Consider the following 19669-nt stretch of genomic DNA (forward strand, 5'->3'; position numbering starts at 1 on the left):
TCATAAATTTAAAGTAGAAGCACCTCTTTATGGCGACTTTTAGTTTCATCACTACAAGCCTATTCAAAAAGTGCAGGAAAGGAAAAGGTGAATGTGTTTATTGCTCTTCAAACTGCCTATTCAACGTTAGCGAATAAAAAGCGCTATCGTTTACCAACCCCAAAAAGGAACAACCCCGTTGTTTTTCATAAGAAAGCCCCAACTATTATGTAAGAATTAGGGGTAGCGAAGATATCGACCGTCAACATCAGTAAAGTAGATTAAATTTAAGAATCCCCAACTATGTACTTGTGGATTTACCAAAGATAAAAACGTTTACTCGTAGCCCTTTGCTAAATTAAACCTGAACGTAAAAAGAACGTATCAATAGTACGTCGATCAGCTTACGCCCTATTTAAAGTCGCATGTTATAAATTTAGTGTGGTTACAATGAGTAAAACGATGGCAATGACCTTGTCTCGTCCATTGACTAAATAAACAAGCAAAAAGTTTAAGAAAAATGACAAACAAACTATGACGGAATTAAAAAGCCTACAAAATCACTTTCTAATCGCCATGCCGAGCTTGGACGATCCGTACTTTTCTCGTTCACTTATCTATGTTTGTGAACACAACGCTGAAGGCGCGATGGGCATTGTGGTAAATCAGCCTTCTACCATGAACGTGAAACAGCTGCTTGAGCAAACTGATAAAGAGCTAAAAGTGTCTGATGACAAAGCAGAACAAATTGTTTTAGCTGGTGGCCCCGTAAGTCAAGAACGTGGTTTTGTACTGCATTCGTCGCAAAAAGAGTGGGCCTCTAGCCTGAAGCTTGCGCCTGGAATTATGGTTACAACATCAAAAGACATTTTGACTGCTATTGCCAATAATGAAGGCCCTGAAGATGTATTGATTGCTTTGGGGTACGCGGGCTGGACTGCTGGGCAGCTTGAAAAAGAAATGCAGGAAAATGCATGGCTGACCATTGAGGCCGACGAAGAAATATTATTCAACACGCCTATGCATAAAAAATGGCAAGCCACGGTGAATAAACTGGGTGTGGATGTATGGCAACTTGCGCCCGGGGCCGGTCATGCCTGATGTAGGAAATCGCACTGTACTTGCGTTTGATTTTGGTACTAAAAGTATTGGTGTGGCGGTTGGGCAAGAAATCACTGGCACAGCCTCACCTCTTCCCGCACTTAAAGCACGTGACGGTATTCCAGATTGGACCTTGATTGAAAAGCTCTACGATGAGTGGCAACCGCATGTGGTTGTTGTTGGCTTGCCGCTTAATATGGACGGTACAGAGCAAGAAATGACCCAACGCGCCCGCAAGTTTGCAAACCGACTTCATGGGCGTTTTCGTGTTGCAGTAGAAACCTGTGATGAGCGCCTTACCACCACCGACGCCAAATCTATGTTATTTGAGTTGGGTGGTTATAAGAAACTGACTAAAGATAAAGTAGATAGCGTGTCGGCGTGTGTTATTTTTGCCAGCTGGAGCGAAAGTCAGTACGAATAAAGCGACTGGGCCACTTGCCGCTTTTACTTCCCTTCACCACATTGCCAGCACACCTCAAACGCGCTACCGTTTTCTTCACCGCAGTTATTGCAGCGCCAGTCTTCACTGGCAACTGGCGCATCATTGGCTTTTTGAATAAACGCATTAACGACCTTAGACGCTCTGGCGTACCAGCTATCATCAACAAGCCACACTTCTTGTTGAGAATCTTGCCAGGGCAGTTCGCCAATTGCGCCACCGGCAAACTCATTTTTCACCATGTAAGGAATAGACAGCGCGTCTAGCTCGCTACGTATGGCTTGAAGTTCAAAAGCATCTTGTGACGAGAATAGTTTTTTCAACGTTTACCCTGCTCAGTTGGTATAAAAGCGTAACGATTTAAGCATAAACACAAAAGCAGCCTATCGGCTGCTTGTCGTCCAAAAAACGTGAAAATGCTTCCTGCTTACTTCAGTATTGCTTCTTCACGCAAAGCTTCAACCGTTGACGAAAGCGTCTAGTCATCCATATCAATTGATACGTTGGATAATGTACCTAAGCTAGAGCCGTCACTGGTATCAAGCTTAATCATTAAACGCAGATCATTCGGCGAGTCGGCGTGATGCAGCGCTTGGTCCATGTCAATTTTGCCTGCTTTATACAGGTCATAAAGTGCCATATCGAAACTCTGCATGCCCTGCTCTTTTCCTTTTTTCATTGCTTCTTTCAACGCACCAATTTCATTGCGCTGAATAAGGTCGCGGACTAACGGCGAGTTAAGCAAGATTTCGATGGCCGCTACCCTACCCTTGCCATCTGGCGTAGGTACTAGCTGCTGGGCGACGATGGCGCGAATGTTTAAGCTTAAGTCAAAGCGCAGCTTGTCGTGCTGATCTTTAGGCGCTAAATGCATAATACGTTCAATAGCTTGGTTCGCGTTGTTTGCGTGCAACGTTGCTACACACAAGTGCCCCGTATCGGCAAACGACATGGCATACTCCATGGTTTCCATTGAGCGAATTTCACCAATAAGAATGACGTCAGGCGCCTGACGTAGCGAGCTTTTAAGTGCATCGTCAAATGATTGGGTATCAATACCCACTTCGCGTTGTGTAACCACACAGTTTTTATGCTCGTGCACAAATTCAATGGGGTCTTCAATAGTTAGAATATGCCCATGCGAATTCTCATTTCTGTGCCCGATAAGCGCAGCCAATGATGTCGACTTACCCGTGCCTGTTCCACCGACAAATAGAACAAGACCGCGTTTAGCCATAATAATTTCTTTTAATACCCGCGGAAGCCCCAAATCATCGGCCTTTGGAATTTGCGTTACAATGCGGCGAATAACCATACCCGCCTGATCGCGCTGCCAAAACGCCGAGCAACGGAAGCGCCCAATGCCCTCTCGAACAATCGCAAAGTTACACTCTTTCGATGTATGAAACTCATTTTGCTGCTTTTCGGTCATCGCTTCGTGAACAAGCGCTAACGAAGCCTCTTCTGATGTGGTGCTTTCGGTAACAAGGGTAAGTTTGCCGTTAATTTTGGCGCTTACCGGAAACCCTGCCGTTACAAATAAATCCGACGCATTGGTATCGACCATTTTTTGAAGTAATGAATCTAACATGACGGCCTCTAGAAACTGTTCATCGACTGTTTATCAACTGACTTTGCTGCCGCGTCTTGTTTGGTGATCACGCCCATTGCCACTAATCGCTGAAGACACTGATCCATGGTTTGCATTCCGTGCGCCTGACCGGTTTGAATTACCGAGTACATTTGTGGCACTTTGTCTTCGCGAATAAGGTTACGAATAGCAGGAATGCCTACCATGATTTCATGGGCAGCAACACGCCCGCCTCCCACTTTCTTAAGCAAGGTTTGTGAAATAACTGCGCGCAATGATTCAGACAACATAGAGCGCACCATGGCTTTTTCTTCAGCAGGAAAAACATCGATAATACGGTCAATGGTTTTAGGTGCCGAGTTGGTGTGAAGCGTACCAAACACTAAGTGGCCGGTTTCGGCAGCTGAAATGGCAAGACGTATGGTTTCTAGGTCACGCAGCTCACCTACTAGAATAACGTCGGGGTCTTCACGAAGCGCTGAGCGCAGTGCGTTGTTAAACGAGTGGGTATCGCGGTGTACTTCCCTCTGGTTTACCAAGCTAAGCTTGTTGTCGTGAACGAATTCGATAGGGTCTTCAATGGTAAGAATGTGTTCGCGTTTATGCGTATTGATATGGTCGACCATGGCCGCGAGCGTGGTACTCTTACCCGAACCTGTAGCACCTGTAACCAACACAATTCCCGTTGGCTGGTTTATGATCTCTTTGAATATTTCAGGCGCGCCCAGGTCGTCTAATGTTAACACCTTGCTAGGAATGGTACGTAATACGGCCGCGGCGCCTCGATTTTGAACGAATGCATTCACACGAAAACGCGACAAGCCATTTACTTCAAAAGAAAAATCGGTTTCCAGGTTTTCTTCGTATTCTTTGCGCTGCATGTCATTCATAATCTCATACACGAGACTATGTACTTGCTTGTGATCGAGGGCAGGAACGTTCAGTTTACGCATTTCGCCATCTACACGAATAATGGGGGGCAGGCCCGCCGATAAGTGTAAATCTGAGGCGTTATTCTTAACACTGAAAGCCAAAAGTTCGGTAATATCCACAACCACTTCTCCAAAACAAGGTGAATAATGCAAACAATAGCAGAAAGACTACATTCCGCACGAAAAGGAATAGACCAAGCCGCTACCAGTGCACATCGTCCACCAAATTCCGTTAAATTGCTAGCGGTTAGCAAAACAAAACCCGTATCAGATATCATGGAAGCGTATGAAGCGGGACAACGTATGTTCGGTGAAAACTACGTTCAGGAAGGTGTTGAAAAGGTTCAGGAACTTTCGCATCTTAACGATATAGAGTGGCATATGATTGGCCCTATTCAGTCGAACAAAACTAAAGTGGTGGCTGAACATTTTACTTGGGTTCAATCGATAGACAGAGAAAAGATTGCCCGCAGGTTAAACGAGCAACGACCTGGTTCACTGCCGCCTTTAAATGTATGTATTCAGGTCAATATTGATGACGAAGACAGTAAATCAGGAGTAGCGCTAAGTGAATTAGATGCCCTTGTAGCATTTATTGAATCGCAAGAACGCCTGATTTTACGAGGGTTGATGGCGATTCCTAAAGCTAACCCAAGTGAACAGCAGCAGCGTGAAACGCTGACTAAACTCAAAGAATTATTCGACCACTACCATACATCGCTGAGCAATTTTGATACCCTATCCGTAGGAATGAGTGGTGATATGGCAGAAGCAATTCAAAATGGCTCTACTATGGTGCGAATCGGTACCGCTATTTTCGGTAAACGAGACTATCCTAACGGATAGAACATCGCTTCACTACACAGACTTAAACGCAACCAACGAATAGGATTTACATGCAACAGAAAAAATTAGCATTTATTGGCGCGGGCAACATGAGCCGCAGCATCATCAGTGGTCTTATCAAATCAGGGTACGCGAAAGAAAACATTCTTGCAGCAAACCCTTCAACACCCAAGTTAGACGGTTTGAAAGCCGAATTTGGAATTCATACCACGCAGTCTAATGATGAAGCTTGCCAATTTGCTGATGCCATAGTGCTTGCGGTAAAACCACAAATAATGGGCGACATGTGTGGCGAACTGCAAAAAAACAACGACCTGTCGGGTAAATTGTTTATGAGCATTGCTGCTGGTTTGCCTGTTTCTCGACTACAAGAAATGCTAGGCGGCGAATACCCTGTTGTTCGCATTATGCCAAATACCCCAAGCTTATTGGGTAAGGGCATGTCAGGCATGTACGCCGACGACACTGTGTCTGAATCTGACAGACAATACGTTGACGATGTGATGAACAGCGTGGGCGAAACAGTATGGGTTGAAAAAGAAGATGGCATTAACGGTGTTATTGCCGCAGCTGGCAGCAGCCCAGCGTATTTCTTCTTGTTCCTACAAAACATGCAAGAAGAAGCCATGAGCATGGGATTTGACAAAGCACAGTCACGCTTAATGGTTCAACAAGCCATGTTAGGCGCGGCCGAAATGGTTTGTAACAACCCTGAACTTGAATTAAGCGAGCTTCGCGCCCAAGTTACGTCTAAGGGCGGCACTACCGCAGAAGCCGTAAACACTTTCATTAATGAAGGTTTAAAAGATATTGTCAGTAAATCAATGCGCGCAGCAGTGGCGCGTGCTGAAGAAATGGCAAAACAGCTATAACGATTTAGGAAAAGCACAACATGAATGCAACGGTATTTTTGGTTGATACCTTATTTAGCCTTTATTTGATGGTGGTCATTCTGCGCCTTTGGTTACAAATGGTTCAGGCAGATTTCTATAACCCACTCAGTCAATTTGTAGTAAAAGCAACCCACCCAATTGTGGGGCCGTTGCGCCGTGTTATCCCATCCATTGGCAGATTCGATACCGCCACCTTTGTACTGGCCGTGGCTGTATGCGCACTAAAACTGGTTACGCTTGGGCTTATGTTTGGTGGCAACCTAAACCCAATTGGTATTGCTATTTTGTCAGTGATTGGCGTTGTGAAAGAAACCCTCTCTCTCATGTTTTGGGTATTGCTACTTCGCGCAATTTTAAGTTGGGTGTCGCAAGGCCAGTCTCCAATAGACTATGTACTGCACCAACTAACAGAACCGTTTTTAGCACCTATTCGTAAAGTCATCCCTCCGTTAGGAGGCCTCGACTTGTCAGTGCTCGTTGCTATTATCGCATTACAGTTTCTACAGCTTCTGATCCAAGACACCTTACCTATCTAATTAATGGCAATAGATGGTGAACCTTGAATCGGGCAGTGAAGTTCGCTGAGGCGTTAAAGGTAAACACAAACATTAAGATGAAAGCAAAGGTTAGGTTTATCATGAAGAAAATAAAATTAAGCTACATGGCACTTATAGCATTGGTTATCTCGTGTTTAAGCTTTTCTGCTTTTGCAGAGCAAAAACAGACGCTGGGTGACTGGGACGTGCATTACATAGTGTTCAGCACGCCGTTTTTAACCCCGGAAGTGGCAGCAAGTTATGGCATTGTCCGAAGCAAGTTTAACGCACTAGTCAATATTTCTGTGCTAGACAAAACGTCGGGAAAAGCGCAGCGCGTTGACGTATCTGGCACGGCAAAGAACCTGCTAGGTAATTCGCGAAAGCTCACCTTCAAAAAGGTAGAGGATGGCGATGCTATTTACTATTTAGCCGCTTTGCCTTTTCGCGATCAAGAAACATTTAGGTTCGAGATTGACGTTCAAAAAGGAGCGGACAAACAAACATTGAAGTTCCAACAGAAGATGTATGTGGACGAGTAACATCATTTCTACTTAACACAGTTTGTGCAGATAAGACTGATAGTCTTATCTGCATTTACAAAACTACCTACTAGCATCGAAATTGAATAAGGTGCCATTAACATCACCCGATTCTAAAGACACTGTACTTCCGTCAGCAGTGTAATGATAAGCCGTGTACTTCCCTTCTAACTCATCAAAACGATTAAATGAAACAGAGTAAGAGTGAATGGAATAAGCTACGCCACTTTTACCGGTATTGTCACAACCACACATTGTGACTGTATTTATGGTGTAGGTGTCTTTCTTCACATTTTTTAGTACGCCCAGTTGCTTACTGCCATCTTGAGCGATTACATCAATCTGTGCACTGTCAAATACACGCATCATTAGTAATACATCCGAGTTTTGATTATATGGCTGAACGTTTAGCATCCAGGTACCTTTATAGGCTGATGGCCATGTACCCTTGTTCGTGCCTTGCTTGGGTAAATTAACTACGGGGACATCTTGAATAGGTGGTGGTGTTTCAGGTTTTACAGGCTTCTTCGGTATTACAGGACCTGGCAACACTGGCCTTATGGGTGATGGTTCAATTGGATATGTATTGAAAGAGAATCGACGCATCGGCGACTTAACCGTGTAGTAGCGTTCTTGAAGGTGTTCATAATAGTCATCTATGTAAGTAGTAGAGAGCGGGGCTGATAGAACCTTTAAAGACCCCATCATAAGCACAGTCAAAAGTGCTATTTTAATCGTCAACTGTTTCATAACCTTTCCTTTATATTGTGGGCAGTAGCGTTGCCAACTAAAGCGATGCAACGTAGAAAAGAATGAAACAGAACGTTGTTTTTATCTGGAAAAAAATAAGAAATTTATATGAGTTTTTTCTCTTTTTCCTTGTATTAAAATTGCCATTCGAGTGACTTGTAAGTTGAAGCTAGGTTACGGTTGTACTGCATCTTTAAATCAAGAAAACGCCTTTCTTCTTTCAGCAAAGAAAAAGCAGGACTATCAAAATAAGCATATTTTCGTCCAACCGGTATCACTTCATCACCGTCGACCAATGACTGCAATAACATCAATGCACGTTCACTGTCTCCTATCTGTGCTGAGTATTCGGCTTTGAAAGAGTCAGGCATTTCTTTTTCGCTGTAAATTAATGCGACATTTGCATTGATCTCGTCTATCGAAAATATCTCGCTCCCCTGCTGAGCAAAATGAAGAGCTGTTAGTAAATTAAGCGACTCTAAGTTCGATAACCCCCCACCGTTCAATTCACCAGAAATAAGATTCCCAAATAATTCTTTGTGGTCGTCTAAAAGGTGGCCGGGCAGCATATATAGTGCTTGCCCAATCATTGATCTAATGTAAGGGGAACTAAGATCTGTATTTTCTGCATCTCTTAGGTGTAGTAACAGTGCGGAGATGTCTTTATTATAAATCGCTTGAGCGAATGTGATGTGAAAACAATCCGCTTCGGTTAACTTAGTTGACCCCGCGCCGTCTTCACATAGCGCCCATAAACGTGCTAGAGAATCTTCGTTTTTTGCAGCAATCAGAACGCTTAAATCAAGCATTAAGGTTTGTACTAGCGGATTGTCTTCTCGTGTTTGGCTGGTCCAATCTAGTGTATGTTGATACTGCCCTGACACAGTAGCCGCTAGCGCTTCCATCCACCTTGTTGTCGGGTCTTGAGGCGCTATTTCATTCATTTTTTCGAAGACTAAACCTGCTACTTGGTCATTTCCCATCAGTAAGTTAACGAAGGCGAGCCCTCCATAAAGTCGGTAGGAAAGTGGGTGAGAAACAATCCCCTCTTCAGCTATTGCAAGCGCCATCTTATATTTGTGATGAATTGTGAGTAAGTAGGTGTAGTTAAAATAAAAGTTAAAGCTCTTCTCACCCAACTTCTTGGCTTTGGCAAAATGCTCTAGCGCTTTTTGTGTGTTCCCTCTGGTTGGATCACTGATTAACGGCATGTGAAGCATACCTTCGAAAAAAGACAATGTGCCACTTGAAATTCCAAGCTCATGACTTTGCTCAAGAAAGGCCTGAGCTGAGTTAATTACCACTTTTTGCTCTTCACCCGATGTTAGATTCATCATCTCTAGATAATTACTTGTTATCGCTTCGACAATTAACGGGTCTGCAGGCGATTGAGCATTGGCCCTAATAAGGTAAGCTTGAGCATTTTGAAGCGCTTCAAGATTATAATTTCGATTAAGAATATCCATGGCTAACAAATAAAGGCGGTAGGCTTCATTAGACTGAGGACTAGGCGCTATTAGCTTATGTTCAATTCCTAAGTGTGCAGTTGTACTGATAACTAGGTTGCTAACTGCATCTTGCATATTTAACAATGCTACGTCTTGGCTATCAGAAAATAGAGTAAACCCCGAATCAACCTCTATGAGCCTGTAAGTAACAATATGGGTGTTTCCGTCACGCCTTACAGCCCCTTCAACAACTAGGTCGACGGGCAGCAACGATTGAATTTCTTTTAAACTGTGCTTGTGAGTTTTAAAGTAAGCACTCGACGTTCTACTCGCTACTTTAAAGTTATCAACTTGAGACAATTGTGTCAGAGACAGCTCAAGTAGGCCATTCGCTAGTGTACGTTCGTCGTTATCATCACTGTCTGTAACGTCGAAAGGGATAACCAGCACTCGATATGCCTTGTGCGAGTTGTCACTCATGTTACTAAATATCGCGGTGACAAATATAATGAAAACCGCTGTAAAAATTAGCGAGTAGATGATTAGCGAACGATGTTTCGTTCTCTGAGCTGGCTCAGAGAACGACATTACAGGCACTTCTGGAACAAGGGGACTTTCTAGCTGACAAAGTTCTGTCAGAAGTGACAGCTCAAGGCGATAACCTCTTTTAGGAATTGTTGTAATTAACTTTTTATTTGTATCGAGCAATCGAGATAGCGACTTTCGAAGTTCTGAAATAGCACGAGAGAGTGATTCGTCGCCTCCAAACCGGTTTGCCCAAACCGAGTTAAGCAACTGTTCTCTCGTCACCACAACGCCATTACCTTGATACAAGGTGCAGAATACTTCCATTACTTTTGGAGAGAGTTTTTCAGTTTGAGAATTGAAATTTAGTGTATTGGCTAATGGGTCGATGAGTAATGCACCAATACTAAATTGTCGGTTTGAAGTATTCATCCCTGAGCGTAGCGTCTTGATTTTATTAATACTAAAGTAGCAAGTGTTCTGGAGTTAAACAACTACACAAAAGTATAAATAGTTTAAGGCGAAAGCAAATGAAGGAGAGAATGGGTGATAATTTCTCACTTAAGCATTTTCATGACCGTATTTTAGAACATGGCGCTCTGCCGTAAATCAATTATTAACAGAAATTCCTGACAAGTAGTGTCTTATTTGCTGCGGGCTTAACCTAGCTTAAAGGTTGGCTTGTGAAGCACCCATACAAAATTGATGCTTTGTTAAAACACACATTCATCCTTCGTAAAACACTCACACTTTGCTCGCAAAACAGTCTAAAAAGGCGGAATTCAACTTTTTTTCATGTTTTTTTCAATTCTTAACTGCCAATTCGCACTAAATTTTTCGGTGTAAAAGAACACAGCCAAAGGAAAAATCATGAAAAAGTTTGCGACATTTTGCGGTATCACAATTTTATTAAGTGTGTTTAGCACATGCCTATATTCACAAGAAGAAACCAAGGAAAACGAATTATCGAGCGATGAATGGAAAGCCTACCTAGACAACCTTGCGCCAGAAAAAAACGATATTACCGACTTTTCAATGGTGTACTTTTTTGACGTAGAAACTGGGCAAGAAGAGAAATTTGAAAGCTTAGTTACTGAATATTTTATTGAAGGGTCAAAGCTAGCCGAGGTGCCAGTACCCACGCTTTACTCAATGACGACTGGTGAATATGGCTACATGGTTATTTACCCTGCCACCAACCCAGGGGAGCAGTTTGAATTTTCCAGAACGAAAGATGATGTCAAATTCTTACGAGCACTCGGTAAAAAATATTCAAAAGACGAAATAAATGGTGCCTTCGACACCGTTTATTCTCTGATCAAACGCAGCAAAAGAATAATCATCGGCAAGGTCGCCCCTTACTGATTGAACCAGTTAAGGGAGGCCGTTCCCTGGCTCCCTTTTTCGGTTGCCAGACTATCTCGTGGGTCTGGCAACTTTTTTATTTAGTGTTAGCATCAAGTAAAACAAACCAAAGAATGCTAACAATAATGACAACACCTTACCCTCACTTACTCGCCCCTCTTGATTTAGGGTTCACTACACTGAGAAATCGAACGCTGATGGGCTCCATGCATCTCGGCCTTGAAGAAGAGAAAGGCGGCTTTGATAAACTAGCCGCATTCTATGCAGAACGTGCCAAAGGTGGCGCTGGACTTATCGTAACGGGGGGCATAAGCCCAAACATTTCTGGATGGGTAGCGCCGTTTGCTGGCAGAATGACTCGTTCCCGTCATGCCAAGAAACACCGCGTGATAACTGATGCCGTTCACAAAGAGAATGGCAAAATTTGCATGCAGATACTGCACTCGGGCCGCTATGGTTACCACCCTCTTGCGGTATCAGCCTCACCGATGAAATCTCCTATTACGCCTTTTAAGCCGCGAGAACTTTCTTCTCGTGGCGTAAGAAGCACTATTAAAGACTATGTTAAGTGTGCAAGCCTGGCGCAGGATGCTGGCTATGACGGCGTTGAGATAATGGGTTCTGAAGGCTACCTCATCAACCAGTTTTTCTGCGAACGCACCAATCATAGAAGCGATGAATGGGGTGGTAGCTTAGAAAATCGAGCGCGCCTAGCTATCGAGATAGTTAAAGGCGTTCGTGAGAAAGTGGGTACTAACTTTATCATTATATATCGACTGTCTATGCTGGACTTGGTTGAAGGCGGCGCCAAATGGGACGAAGTGGTGTACCTTGCCAAAGAAATTGAAAAGGCTGGCGCTACGCTAATTAATACAGGTATTGGATGGCATGAAGCCCGCGTGCCGACCATATCTACATCAGTACCGCGTGCAGCATTTACGTGGATAACTCAGCGCATGAAAAAGGAAGTGTCGATTCCATTAGTGACAACTAACCGAATAAATACGCCTGAGGTTGCAGAGTCGGTACTAGCAGATGGTCATGCAGACATGGTGTCGATGGCGCGCCCTTTTCTTGCCGATGCACATTTTGTTGCGAAAGCCATGCGCGACGAATCAAACCTTATCAATACCTGTATTGCATGTAATCAGGCGTGTCTTGACCACGCATTTGAACAAAAGCGCGCAAGCTGCTTGGTTAACCCTCAAGCCTGTTATGAAACCGAACTCACATTCACCCCTGCACAACACAAGAAGAAACTGGCTGTTGTCGGAGCAGGCCCTGCTGGACTCGCGTTTTCCATGTATGCAGCCGAACGTGGGCACGACGTACATTTATACGATAAAGCCGCAGAAATTGGTGGCCAATTTAACTATGCCAAGCAGGTTCCCGGCAAAGAGGAGTTTTACGAAACCTTGCGCTTTTACAGCAATCAGCTGGCGCGCTATGGCGTTAACATTCACCTTAATGCTGAAGTAAGTGTAGACAGCCTATCGGGGAATGACTTCGATGAAGTTATATTAGCAACTGGCATTCGCCCACGTAGTCTTTCGATTGAAGGCCATGACCATCCTAAGGTGATGGGGTATTTAGACGTGCTTCGAGATCATAAACCCGTTGGGAAGAAAGTGGCTATTGTTGGTGCCGGAGGTATAGGCTTTGATGTAGCAGAATTCTTAGTTGAGCATGAACACTTAGCTGAAAATAAAGAGAAGTGGCTAGCGCATTGGGGCATAGATAAGGAATACTCAGCGCCAGGCGCTCTTAAAGAAAAAGCAATTGAACCTTCTGAGCGTGAAGTCTATTTACTTCAGCGTAAAACATCGAAAGTGGGCAAAGGACTAGGCAAAACAACAGGCTGGATCCACCGACAATCGTTGAAACATCACAACGTACAAATGATAAACGGCGTGAGCTATGAAAAAGTTGACGACGAGGGCCTTCACGTACTGATAAACGACACGCCAAAATTGTTACCCGTAGATAATGTGATTGTTTGCGCAGGCCAAGAGCCATTTAAGCCATTACAGCAGCCACTTGAAGAGGCAGGTTTTACCGTGCACATTATTGGGGGAGCAGATGTCGCGGCAGAACTTGATGCTAAGCGCGCAATTCGCCAAGGGGCAGAGCTGGCAGCACGTATTTAATACGTGCTGACTGGCAAAACCTACCTAAGCACTACCTGCTATTTTGAATAGCGTTCAATGTAGCAGTGTAGAGCTCTCGATTTTCAGACGGTAACGTAAGCGACACAGCCTTCTCCATCATACTTTCTGCGTGCACCATCTTACCTTGCATAAAGTAAACTTTCGCTAACCCAGAATAACCCTCGCCTTAGTACGGCAAGCGAAATGCAGTTACCGTAGCGATTATCAACTACATCTTGCGCTTTACTAAACTAAATCCGCTAATCAACAGCGACACATTGCAAAAAATGAAAACTATTCATCAAAACTGGTCGAACATAATCGCGTTTCCATCAGGGTCTTTAACAATTAAATGCCCAGGTCCACTATCCCCTTTTACTGGTACTTCTAAAGCAATACCCTGTTCAACTAGCTGAGCTTGAAGCGCCCTAACGTCGCTAGGGTTAAATGTCATAATGTTGTCGTCGAACATGCCTTCAAACAACCCAATCATGGTATTGCCGTTTTTCATCATAAGCCACTTATCTTCAACCGAACCACAAGACGGCATTGCTTCAAAGCCTAATGCTTCATAAAACGCTTTCGACTTACTAATATCCTTCACAGTTAAACTTAACGAAAATAGCCCAAGTTCCACGGTTAAACTCCCTATTTCATGCTGAAACCACAGCAAATACTGTATGTTTATTACTCTAATAAAGCAGCACAACAAGATCACTGCTATTGGTCGCAAATACAAAAAAGCCAGCAATGCTGAACACTTACTGGCTTTAATATGCTTGCATGCTGAAGACTTCTTTGTCGGAAAATAGAAAGAATGTTATCTGCCCATCTATCGAGATAAGCAGCTAACTCTATGATTTCCTAAGACGTCCACAGATAGCTAATAAATTTATTCTTATTTCTTGCTCTTTAGCTTTTTTGACTTGCAATCCAGCGGTCAATTTTCTGTTCAAGAATAGCCAATGGAATACCGCCTGTATTTAACACCTGAGCGTGGAATTCGCGAATATCGAAGTTTTCACCCAATGCTTTTTCAGCGCGTGCACGCAGCTCTTGAATTTTAAGCGCACCAACTTTGTAAGACAGCGCTTGCGAAGGAATTGCAATGTAGCGTTCTACTTCTGCCACCACTTCTGTGCGTGTCATACCTGAATTATCAAGCATAAAGTCGATTGCTTGTTCACGTGTCCAGCCCTTCGCATGAATACCCGTATCTACAACCAAACGCATGGCGCGAAGCTGTTCATCTTGAAGCGTGCCGTAACGGTTCCATGGGTCCTCAAAGAAGCCCATTTCATAGCCCAATGTTTCAGAATACAGCGCCCAGCCTTCACCAAACGCAGGTAAGAAATTGAAGCGCATGAATGAAGGTAACGCTTCATTTTCTTGAGCAAGGCTAACTTGGAAATGGTGACCTGGTGCCCCTTCGTGAAGGTACAAGGTTACGTTACCCGTGGTTAAACGACTTGGCAGGTCGTAGGCATTAAAATAAAACGTTCCAGGGCGTGAACCATCTGGTGTACCCGGCTGATAAGAACCGCCAGCACTAAACTGCTCAATAGCGGGGTCGTAAGGTTTTATTCTTAGTTCTGACTTAGGTAGAAGCGAAAAGTACTGTTCGATCTTTTCATCCACTTCACGGCCAATATCATAGTAGCTCTGCGTGAGTGCTTCACGGCTTTCCGGCTTAAATTTCGGATCGGTACGCACATAGTCGAAGAACTCGTTTAAGGTACCCTCAAAATTCACTTCGTCTTTAATCTCAAGCATATCGTTTTTAATACGCTTTACTTCTTTTAAACCAAGCTTGTGAAGTTCATCTGGCGTCATCGGCAGCGTGGTAGAGCCTTCAACCATAAGCTGATACAACTTTTCGCCACCTTTCATGTCACTCAAGCCAATACTTTCGCGAGCAACAGGCAAGTATTGATCGCGAAGAAAATTACGCATGCGAGTTGTTGCGTTGTAAATCTCTTGTATTGCGACTTCATACTCTTCGGTTAAACGCGCCTTATCTTCATCAGAGAAGCTGTCTGGGAACATGGTGATAGGTCCCCAGAATTGCGACTCTTTAATTGGAATTGCCAGCTGCGTGTCAAATTGTTTAATTACAAGGTCAATAGTAAGCTTTGTTTCAAGGACACCGCTTTCCATGCCCTCGCGAAACTTACCAATAGCGCGGTCAGATATCGCAATGTAATCTTTATGACGTGACAGGTTGTTTTCGTAGTCTTCTACCGTGTTAAATGGTGCAGCCCCTTTGCCACTAGAGAATGTTGGGTAGAATGTGTGAAAACCACTGAAATGATTTATAGGTCGCACATCGGTTAACGCTTCAATCTCGTCTGACGACATTTTTAATGAGCGCTCTTCGTTATATTTGAACACATCATAAGCTAGCTTATCGGTATCGCTTAGTTTGCTGCGGTCAATTTGCTTAAGCTCTGATAAATTTAACAGCGTCGCCGTTTTACTTGCTATCCGGCGTGCATCTGTATGGAAGTCGCCCAACCTGTCAGCATTGCTCATATCACCGCGAAAGATAGCCGAAATAGGGCTTAGTTCGATATCACGTTGATCTGCCGCTGCAAACAATGCGAATAGTTTGTCGTGCTCAGACACTTCTTTTGCAACCGACGACGCTGTTTTAGCGTTATTCGCATTTGTGTGATTATGTTCGTGCGCCATAGCACTGCTAAGGCCTAAAGCCATGGTAACTGCGCTACTTACCAGTAGGGTTTTAAATACTTTCATTTACATACCTATTTTATTGCCCTTCGGGCCTGTCGTTTTCGTAATAAATTTTAATGGGGACCATGTTAAGTCAGTCGCCTAACTTTTTTCTTATGCGCACTTTTTTTGCCACGGTACTTACATTTTTTACTCGGACAAATGGGCCATTTCATTTCGCCATGCCCTCTCATATGCCTCTCTACCCAACACTCGCTGTGCATAAGCAGCAACATTTTCTGCTTTTCCGTTTAGGGATAAGTTGAGTTTACTGCCTTTTGCCCATGCTAAAATGTGGCCTGCGATAACATCAGCCATGGTGAACATATTGCCGCACACAAATTCTTTGTCAGCTAGCATGGAAGAAAACACGAGTAGCGCGCGATTAAATTCCCACGCAGCGACTTCGCGCATTTTCTCAAGTCGATGTTCTTTGGGAAGGGCAAACGTGTGCTTGGCCATATTCCAAATTGGTTGCTCTAACTCGCTGGTAAGAAACAACATCATTTCTTCGTACTTTGCACGAGCAAAGCTACTAGGCTCAGGGATAAATTCATGCATACCGTGACGCTCGGCTAAAAAGGTCACAATTGCAGCAGATTCGGTTAACGTACCTTCAGGTGTTGCCAATGCTGGAACTTTTGCAGCTGGGCTTATCGCCTTGTATTCATCAGATAAGTGCTGCCCCTGTTTTAAATCGACCAGCTTATAATCGAAAGGTAAGCCAAGCTCTTCCAATGCCCACGCTACGCGTACTGAGCGAGTTTTAGGATAACCGTAAAGTGTGTACATGCCCTTTCCTTAACTGACTAAAAGTGAGCTAACTGTAAGTCGAATAGGAAAAAAGTGCCACCACGATATTGTTACTGAGTTTTAACGCTGCTTAGTCAATCTGTGTTTTTTTGATTTACACACCTTTATTTTCACAGACCTGTGCAAAGCATGCGAAGACTACAGGGTAAGATGAAATTTTTACGCAGCACTTCAAATAATGCCTAACTGAGTGATTGTGGTTGCTGAATTCACACACTAAATATCAATGCGAAGCACAATGATGAAATCATCTTTACGCTAAACCGTTCTTTATTAGGTAACCGTATATGTGTTGTGAAACCGTCCCGTTGCTACTAGTAGCAAAATATAAAGGTAAAAAATGAAATCTATTGTCTCTGCATTTTTAATGAGTGCCTGTGTAGGCGCTGCCACTATCACTCCATTAGCCAACGCTGACGAAGCCATTTTGGCAGGCGGGTGCTTTTGGTGTATGGAGTCTGATTTTGAGAAATTAGACGGCGTTACCGATGTCGTGTCGGGCTTCACTGGTGGAAGTGCTCCAAACCCAACTTACAACGGCAATCACAAAGGGCATTATGAAGCCGTAAGAATCACCTATGATGAAAACAAACTTTCGTACAAGGATATTCTCGACCATTTTTGGGTCAACATTGACCCCTTTGACGACCGCGGTCAATTCTGTGACAAAGGGCCAAGCTATTTAAGCGCAATTTTTGTTGCAAACGACGAAGAACGCGCCATTGCTGAAGAAACAAAAGCTGCAGTTGTCGCTCAGTTTCCAAATCAGAAAGTGGTAACCCCTATTTTAGATGCCTCTACTTTTTACCCGATTAAGGGTGATGAAATTGGCCACCAAGACTTTTATAAGAAAAGCCCCGTTCGTTACAAATTCTACAGATGGAACTGTGGCCGTGACCAACGATTAGAAGAGATTTGGGGCGACAGGGCTATGGGTAAATCAAAAAGCTGATATAGCCAATATACTGAAAAAATATTTCCCCTAACGCGAATTAATAGTAGGCTGATGAAAACAAAAAGGAAAAAAGAGCAGGCTTCTGCATAGAGAACCTAGCAAGCGTTATGGAAAACACCCCGAACAATTTGCCAGGCCTCCATTGCTAAGTTCCTGCAATAACAAGTGGTGGAAGTCATGTGGTATGTACGACGAGTTATTGTAGTACTTGTTATCAGCCTACTCAGTTTCAGTCAGCAAGCATTCAGTACCCCCGTATTCAGCAATGACGCGCTGGACACAGAATATTATCAAACACTTATGGCCAAAGCGCCTACTGAGTTAATTGAACAACTCACGCCTCTTCTAAGTGATGCTCCCAGTGAAGACCAGCTCATGCTGCAGCTTCAAACCCGCTATCTTCTTGCGAGCGCTTATTACCACTTGTCTCAGCGAGACAATATAGCGCCGTTGGCCGAATTGGGCTTACAGCTTGCCAAAGAAAATGACAACGCTGAGTATGAATCTCGCTTCTTGGGTGTTCTAGCGGTTGCTGCGGTGGGAGAAGGTCTTGCAGACAAAGCGACCTCTTATACTAAAACGTCGTTGTATTTGGCGCAGACTAAAGCGCCCGACACCGCTTTACATGGCGAAATGTTGCTTCTCGCTGCCCAGGTTTATTATGAGTCTGGGGCCATTCAAAACGCCTTGAAAGTGATGGTTAAAGCTAACGATGTATTTACCCGTTTGAACGACAATAAGAATCGCTCTGAGGCACTTGCCAGTATTGCGCTAATGTATGATGAATTAGGGCAACAACAGCAAGCACTAGACTACCATTTTCGCTCGCTCGAACTTATCGACATAAATGAAAACCGCGTCGAAGCCTCCATCACTTATTACAATATTGCACTTACCTATCGCAACATGAAAAAGACCCAGAAAGCGCGGGAGTTTGCCGAGCTTTCTTTACAGCTTGCTAACCAAGCGAATGACGTTGTTGGTGCAGCCTTCGCACGCTATGAATTAGCGTATATAGATGAAGAAGCCAGTAAATTCGACCTAGCGCTTGCCCAAGTAAATGACATCATTCCCATTTTTGAGCGTCACAACATAACCAGCATGCTGATTTTGAATCACTTATTACGAGCAAGGGTAAAAGCTCAATTGAAGATATCAGGGTGGGAAGAAGATATAGCCGTAGCTTCGTCATTGTTAACCAAAAACCCCACATTAAAACGCAGAATTGCGCTGGTAAGAACACAAGCCCAAGTTTATGAAAGTACAGATCAGCCAGACTTATCGATAAAGTACTACAAAGAGCTGGTCAAACTTAATGACGAACAGCTAACAGCAACGCAAGAACAGTCGACAAGACGTTATCAGGCAATGTTTGAATTAACCGAAGCAGAGGCAGAAAATCAGCTTCTCAGCACCCAGAAAAAACTGGCAGAGTCAGAGCTTGCGGCGCGTGAGTTTCGCCAGTGGCTGTTAATTATCGTGTCTCTTCTTTTGCTGTGCTTACTTGCAGCGGTGATCACTGGCCTATTTTTACAAATTAAAACTAAGAAAAAATTTAAAGAACTCGCCTTACTAGACGAACTTACTCGCACTCGAAATCGCCGCAGCATTAGCGTTTTTGCGCAAAAAGCCATGGATACTGCTCGCGAGAAAAATAGCCCCCTGTGCTTTGCCATGATAGATGTTGATCACTTCAAACAGTTTAATGACCGATTTGGTCATGATATGGGCGATGAAGTACTGGTTTTAGTTGCCAGTGAATTGTCAAAAGAACTGCGTCAAACGGATGCATTAGGACGCTGGGGCGGCGAAGAATGGTTAATAGTGCTGCCGAATAGCAGTAGTGGTGTGATGAATAATGTATTTGAACGTATTCAAGCGCGATTACGTTCTCTTAAATTGAGCATGGAAGGAGCGCCTCCAATAAGCGTAAGCATGGGCTGTACAGACTTTCACCCTTCCGATACGTCTTTAGAGGCTGTTATTAAAAGAGCGGATGAAGCGCTTTACAGCGCTAAAGAGCTAGGGCGAAACCGCTGCGAAGTAAAACGACTTTCTTAGCCCAAAAATG

General features: G+C 43.8%; 19 protein-coding genes. 11 read left to right on the forward strand and 8 right to left on the reverse strand.

Features of this window, described 5'->3' with window-relative positions:
* Positions 1-513 precede the first annotated feature (513 nt).
* Together ACHUFN_RS06155 and ruvX are read left to right on the forward strand one after the other, a co-directional pair.
* Entirely contained in the window at positions 514-1080 is a 567-nt protein-coding gene (locus tag ACHUFN_RS06155; RefSeq protein ID WP_394221429.1) for a YqgE/AlgH family protein, read from the forward strand.
* Positions 1073-1504 carry a Holliday junction resolvase RuvX gene (gene ruvX, locus ACHUFN_RS06160; protein ID WP_394221430.1) on the forward strand — a complete coding sequence of 144 codons (432 nt, stop codon included), beginning with the start codon at positions 1073-1075 and terminating at the stop codon, positions 1502-1504. The genes ACHUFN_RS06155 and ruvX overlap by 8 nt, the downstream gene beginning before the upstream one ends.
* A gap of 23 nt (positions 1505-1527) precedes the next feature.
* Here ruvX and ACHUFN_RS06165 read toward each other — a convergent pair whose 3' ends face one another.
* From ACHUFN_RS06165 to ACHUFN_RS06175, 3 genes are all read right to left on the reverse strand, one after another.
* A complete protein-coding gene (locus ACHUFN_RS06165; RefSeq protein WP_394221431.1) occupies positions 1528-1845 on the reverse strand; it encodes a putative signal transducing protein in 318 nt (105 codons plus the stop codon).
* Positions 1846-2000: 155 nt separating this feature from the next.
* Positions 2001-3113 (reverse strand): PilT/PilU family type 4a pilus ATPase, encoded by a 1113-nt coding sequence (locus tag ACHUFN_RS06170; RefSeq protein ID WP_394221432.1) that lies wholly within the window; start codon positions 3111-3113, stop codon positions 2001-2003.
* An 8-nt stretch (positions 3114-3121) separates the two neighbouring features.
* Positions 3122-4165 (reverse strand): type IV pilus twitching motility protein PilT, encoded by a 1044-nt coding sequence (locus tag ACHUFN_RS06175; RefSeq protein WP_394221433.1) that lies wholly within the window; start codon positions 4163-4165, stop codon positions 3122-3124.
* A gap of 27 nt (positions 4166-4192) precedes the next feature.
* On the opposite strand from ACHUFN_RS06175, the gene ACHUFN_RS06180 reads away from it, so the two are divergent.
* From ACHUFN_RS06180 to ACHUFN_RS06195, 4 genes are all read left to right on the forward strand, one after another.
* Positions 4193-4891, forward strand: coding sequence for a YggS family pyridoxal phosphate-dependent enzyme (locus ACHUFN_RS06180; RefSeq protein WP_394221434.1), 699 nt, complete (start codon positions 4193-4195; stop codon positions 4889-4891).
* A gap of 50 nt (positions 4892-4941) precedes the next feature.
* Complete coding sequence (gene proC / locus ACHUFN_RS06185) at positions 4942-5763, forward strand: pyrroline-5-carboxylate reductase (RefSeq protein ID WP_394221435.1); 822 nt, start codon at positions 4942-4944, stop codon at positions 5761-5763.
* Between the two features lie 20 nt (positions 5764-5783).
* Positions 5784-6320: a YggT family protein gene (locus tag ACHUFN_RS06190; protein ID WP_394221436.1), complete on the forward strand. Its 537-nt coding sequence runs from the start codon at positions 5784-5786 to the stop codon at positions 6318-6320.
* 77 nt (positions 6321-6397) lie between these two features.
* Positions 6398-6862 (forward strand): DUF4426 domain-containing protein, encoded by a 465-nt coding sequence (locus tag ACHUFN_RS06195; protein ID WP_394221601.1) that lies wholly within the window; start codon positions 6398-6400, stop codon positions 6860-6862.
* Between the two features lie 63 nt (positions 6863-6925).
* On the opposite strand, the gene ACHUFN_RS06200 is transcribed toward ACHUFN_RS06195, so the two are convergent.
* Together ACHUFN_RS06200 and ACHUFN_RS06205 are read right to left on the reverse strand one after the other, a co-directional pair.
* Positions 6926-7612 carry a hypothetical protein gene (locus ACHUFN_RS06200; RefSeq protein WP_394221437.1) on the reverse strand — a complete coding sequence of 229 codons (687 nt, stop codon included), beginning with the start codon at positions 7610-7612 and terminating at the stop codon, positions 6926-6928.
* Positions 7613-7746: 134 nt separating this feature from the next.
* Entirely contained in the window at positions 7747-10017 is a 2271-nt protein-coding gene (locus ACHUFN_RS06205) for a winged helix-turn-helix domain-containing protein (protein ID WP_394221438.1), read from the reverse strand.
* A 438-nt stretch (positions 10018-10455) separates the two neighbouring features.
* Between ACHUFN_RS06205 and ACHUFN_RS06210 the strand changes: the two genes are divergently transcribed.
* Positions 10456-10950 (forward strand): hypothetical protein, encoded by a 495-nt coding sequence (locus ACHUFN_RS06210; protein WP_394221439.1) that lies wholly within the window; start codon positions 10456-10458, stop codon positions 10948-10950.
* 125 nt (positions 10951-11075) lie between these two features.
* Entirely contained in the window at positions 11076-13097 is a 2022-nt protein-coding gene (locus tag ACHUFN_RS06215) for an oxidoreductase (protein ID WP_394221440.1), read from the forward strand.
* Positions 13098-13398: 301 nt separating this feature from the next.
* Here ACHUFN_RS06215 and ACHUFN_RS06220 read toward each other — a convergent pair whose 3' ends face one another.
* Positions 13399-13734, reverse strand: a complete 336-nt coding sequence (locus ACHUFN_RS06220) for a VOC family protein (RefSeq protein WP_394221441.1) — start codon at positions 13732-13734, stop codon at positions 13399-13401.
* A 43-nt stretch (positions 13735-13777) separates the two neighbouring features.
* Here ACHUFN_RS06220 and ACHUFN_RS06225 point away from each other — a divergent pair, with 43 nt between their 5' ends.
* Positions 13778-13909, forward strand: coding sequence for a hypothetical protein (locus tag ACHUFN_RS06225; protein ID WP_394221442.1), 132 nt, complete (start codon positions 13778-13780; stop codon positions 13907-13909).
* Between the two features lie 100 nt (positions 13910-14009).
* On the opposite strand, the gene ACHUFN_RS06230 is transcribed toward ACHUFN_RS06225, so the two are convergent.
* The gene (locus tag ACHUFN_RS06230; RefSeq protein WP_394221443.1) at positions 14010-15854 is read right to left on the reverse strand and encodes a DUF885 domain-containing protein; all 1845 of its coding nucleotides are present in this window, start codon (positions 15852-15854) and stop codon (positions 14010-14012) included.
* Between the two features lie 126 nt (positions 15855-15980).
* Positions 15981-16622 (reverse strand): glutathione S-transferase family protein, encoded by a 642-nt coding sequence (locus ACHUFN_RS06235; RefSeq protein WP_394221444.1) that lies wholly within the window; start codon positions 16620-16622, stop codon positions 15981-15983.
* 361 nt (positions 16623-16983) lie between these two features.
* Here ACHUFN_RS06235 and msrA point away from each other — a divergent pair, with 361 nt between their 5' ends.
* Complete coding sequence (msrA, locus tag ACHUFN_RS06240; protein WP_394221445.1) at positions 16984-17595, forward strand: peptide-methionine (S)-S-oxide reductase MsrA; 612 nt, start codon at positions 16984-16986, stop codon at positions 17593-17595.
* A gap of 180 nt (positions 17596-17775) precedes the next feature.
* A complete protein-coding gene (locus ACHUFN_RS06245; protein ID WP_394221446.1) occupies positions 17776-19659 on the forward strand; it encodes a diguanylate cyclase in 1884 nt (627 codons plus the stop codon).
* Positions 19660-19669 lie beyond the last annotated feature (10 nt).

Origin of the sequence: Alteromonas gracilis (genome assembly GCF_043642145.1) — a bacterium.
GTDB classification, from domain to species: Bacteria; Pseudomonadota; Gammaproteobacteria; order Enterobacterales; family Alteromonadaceae; genus Alteromonas; species Alteromonas gracilis_B.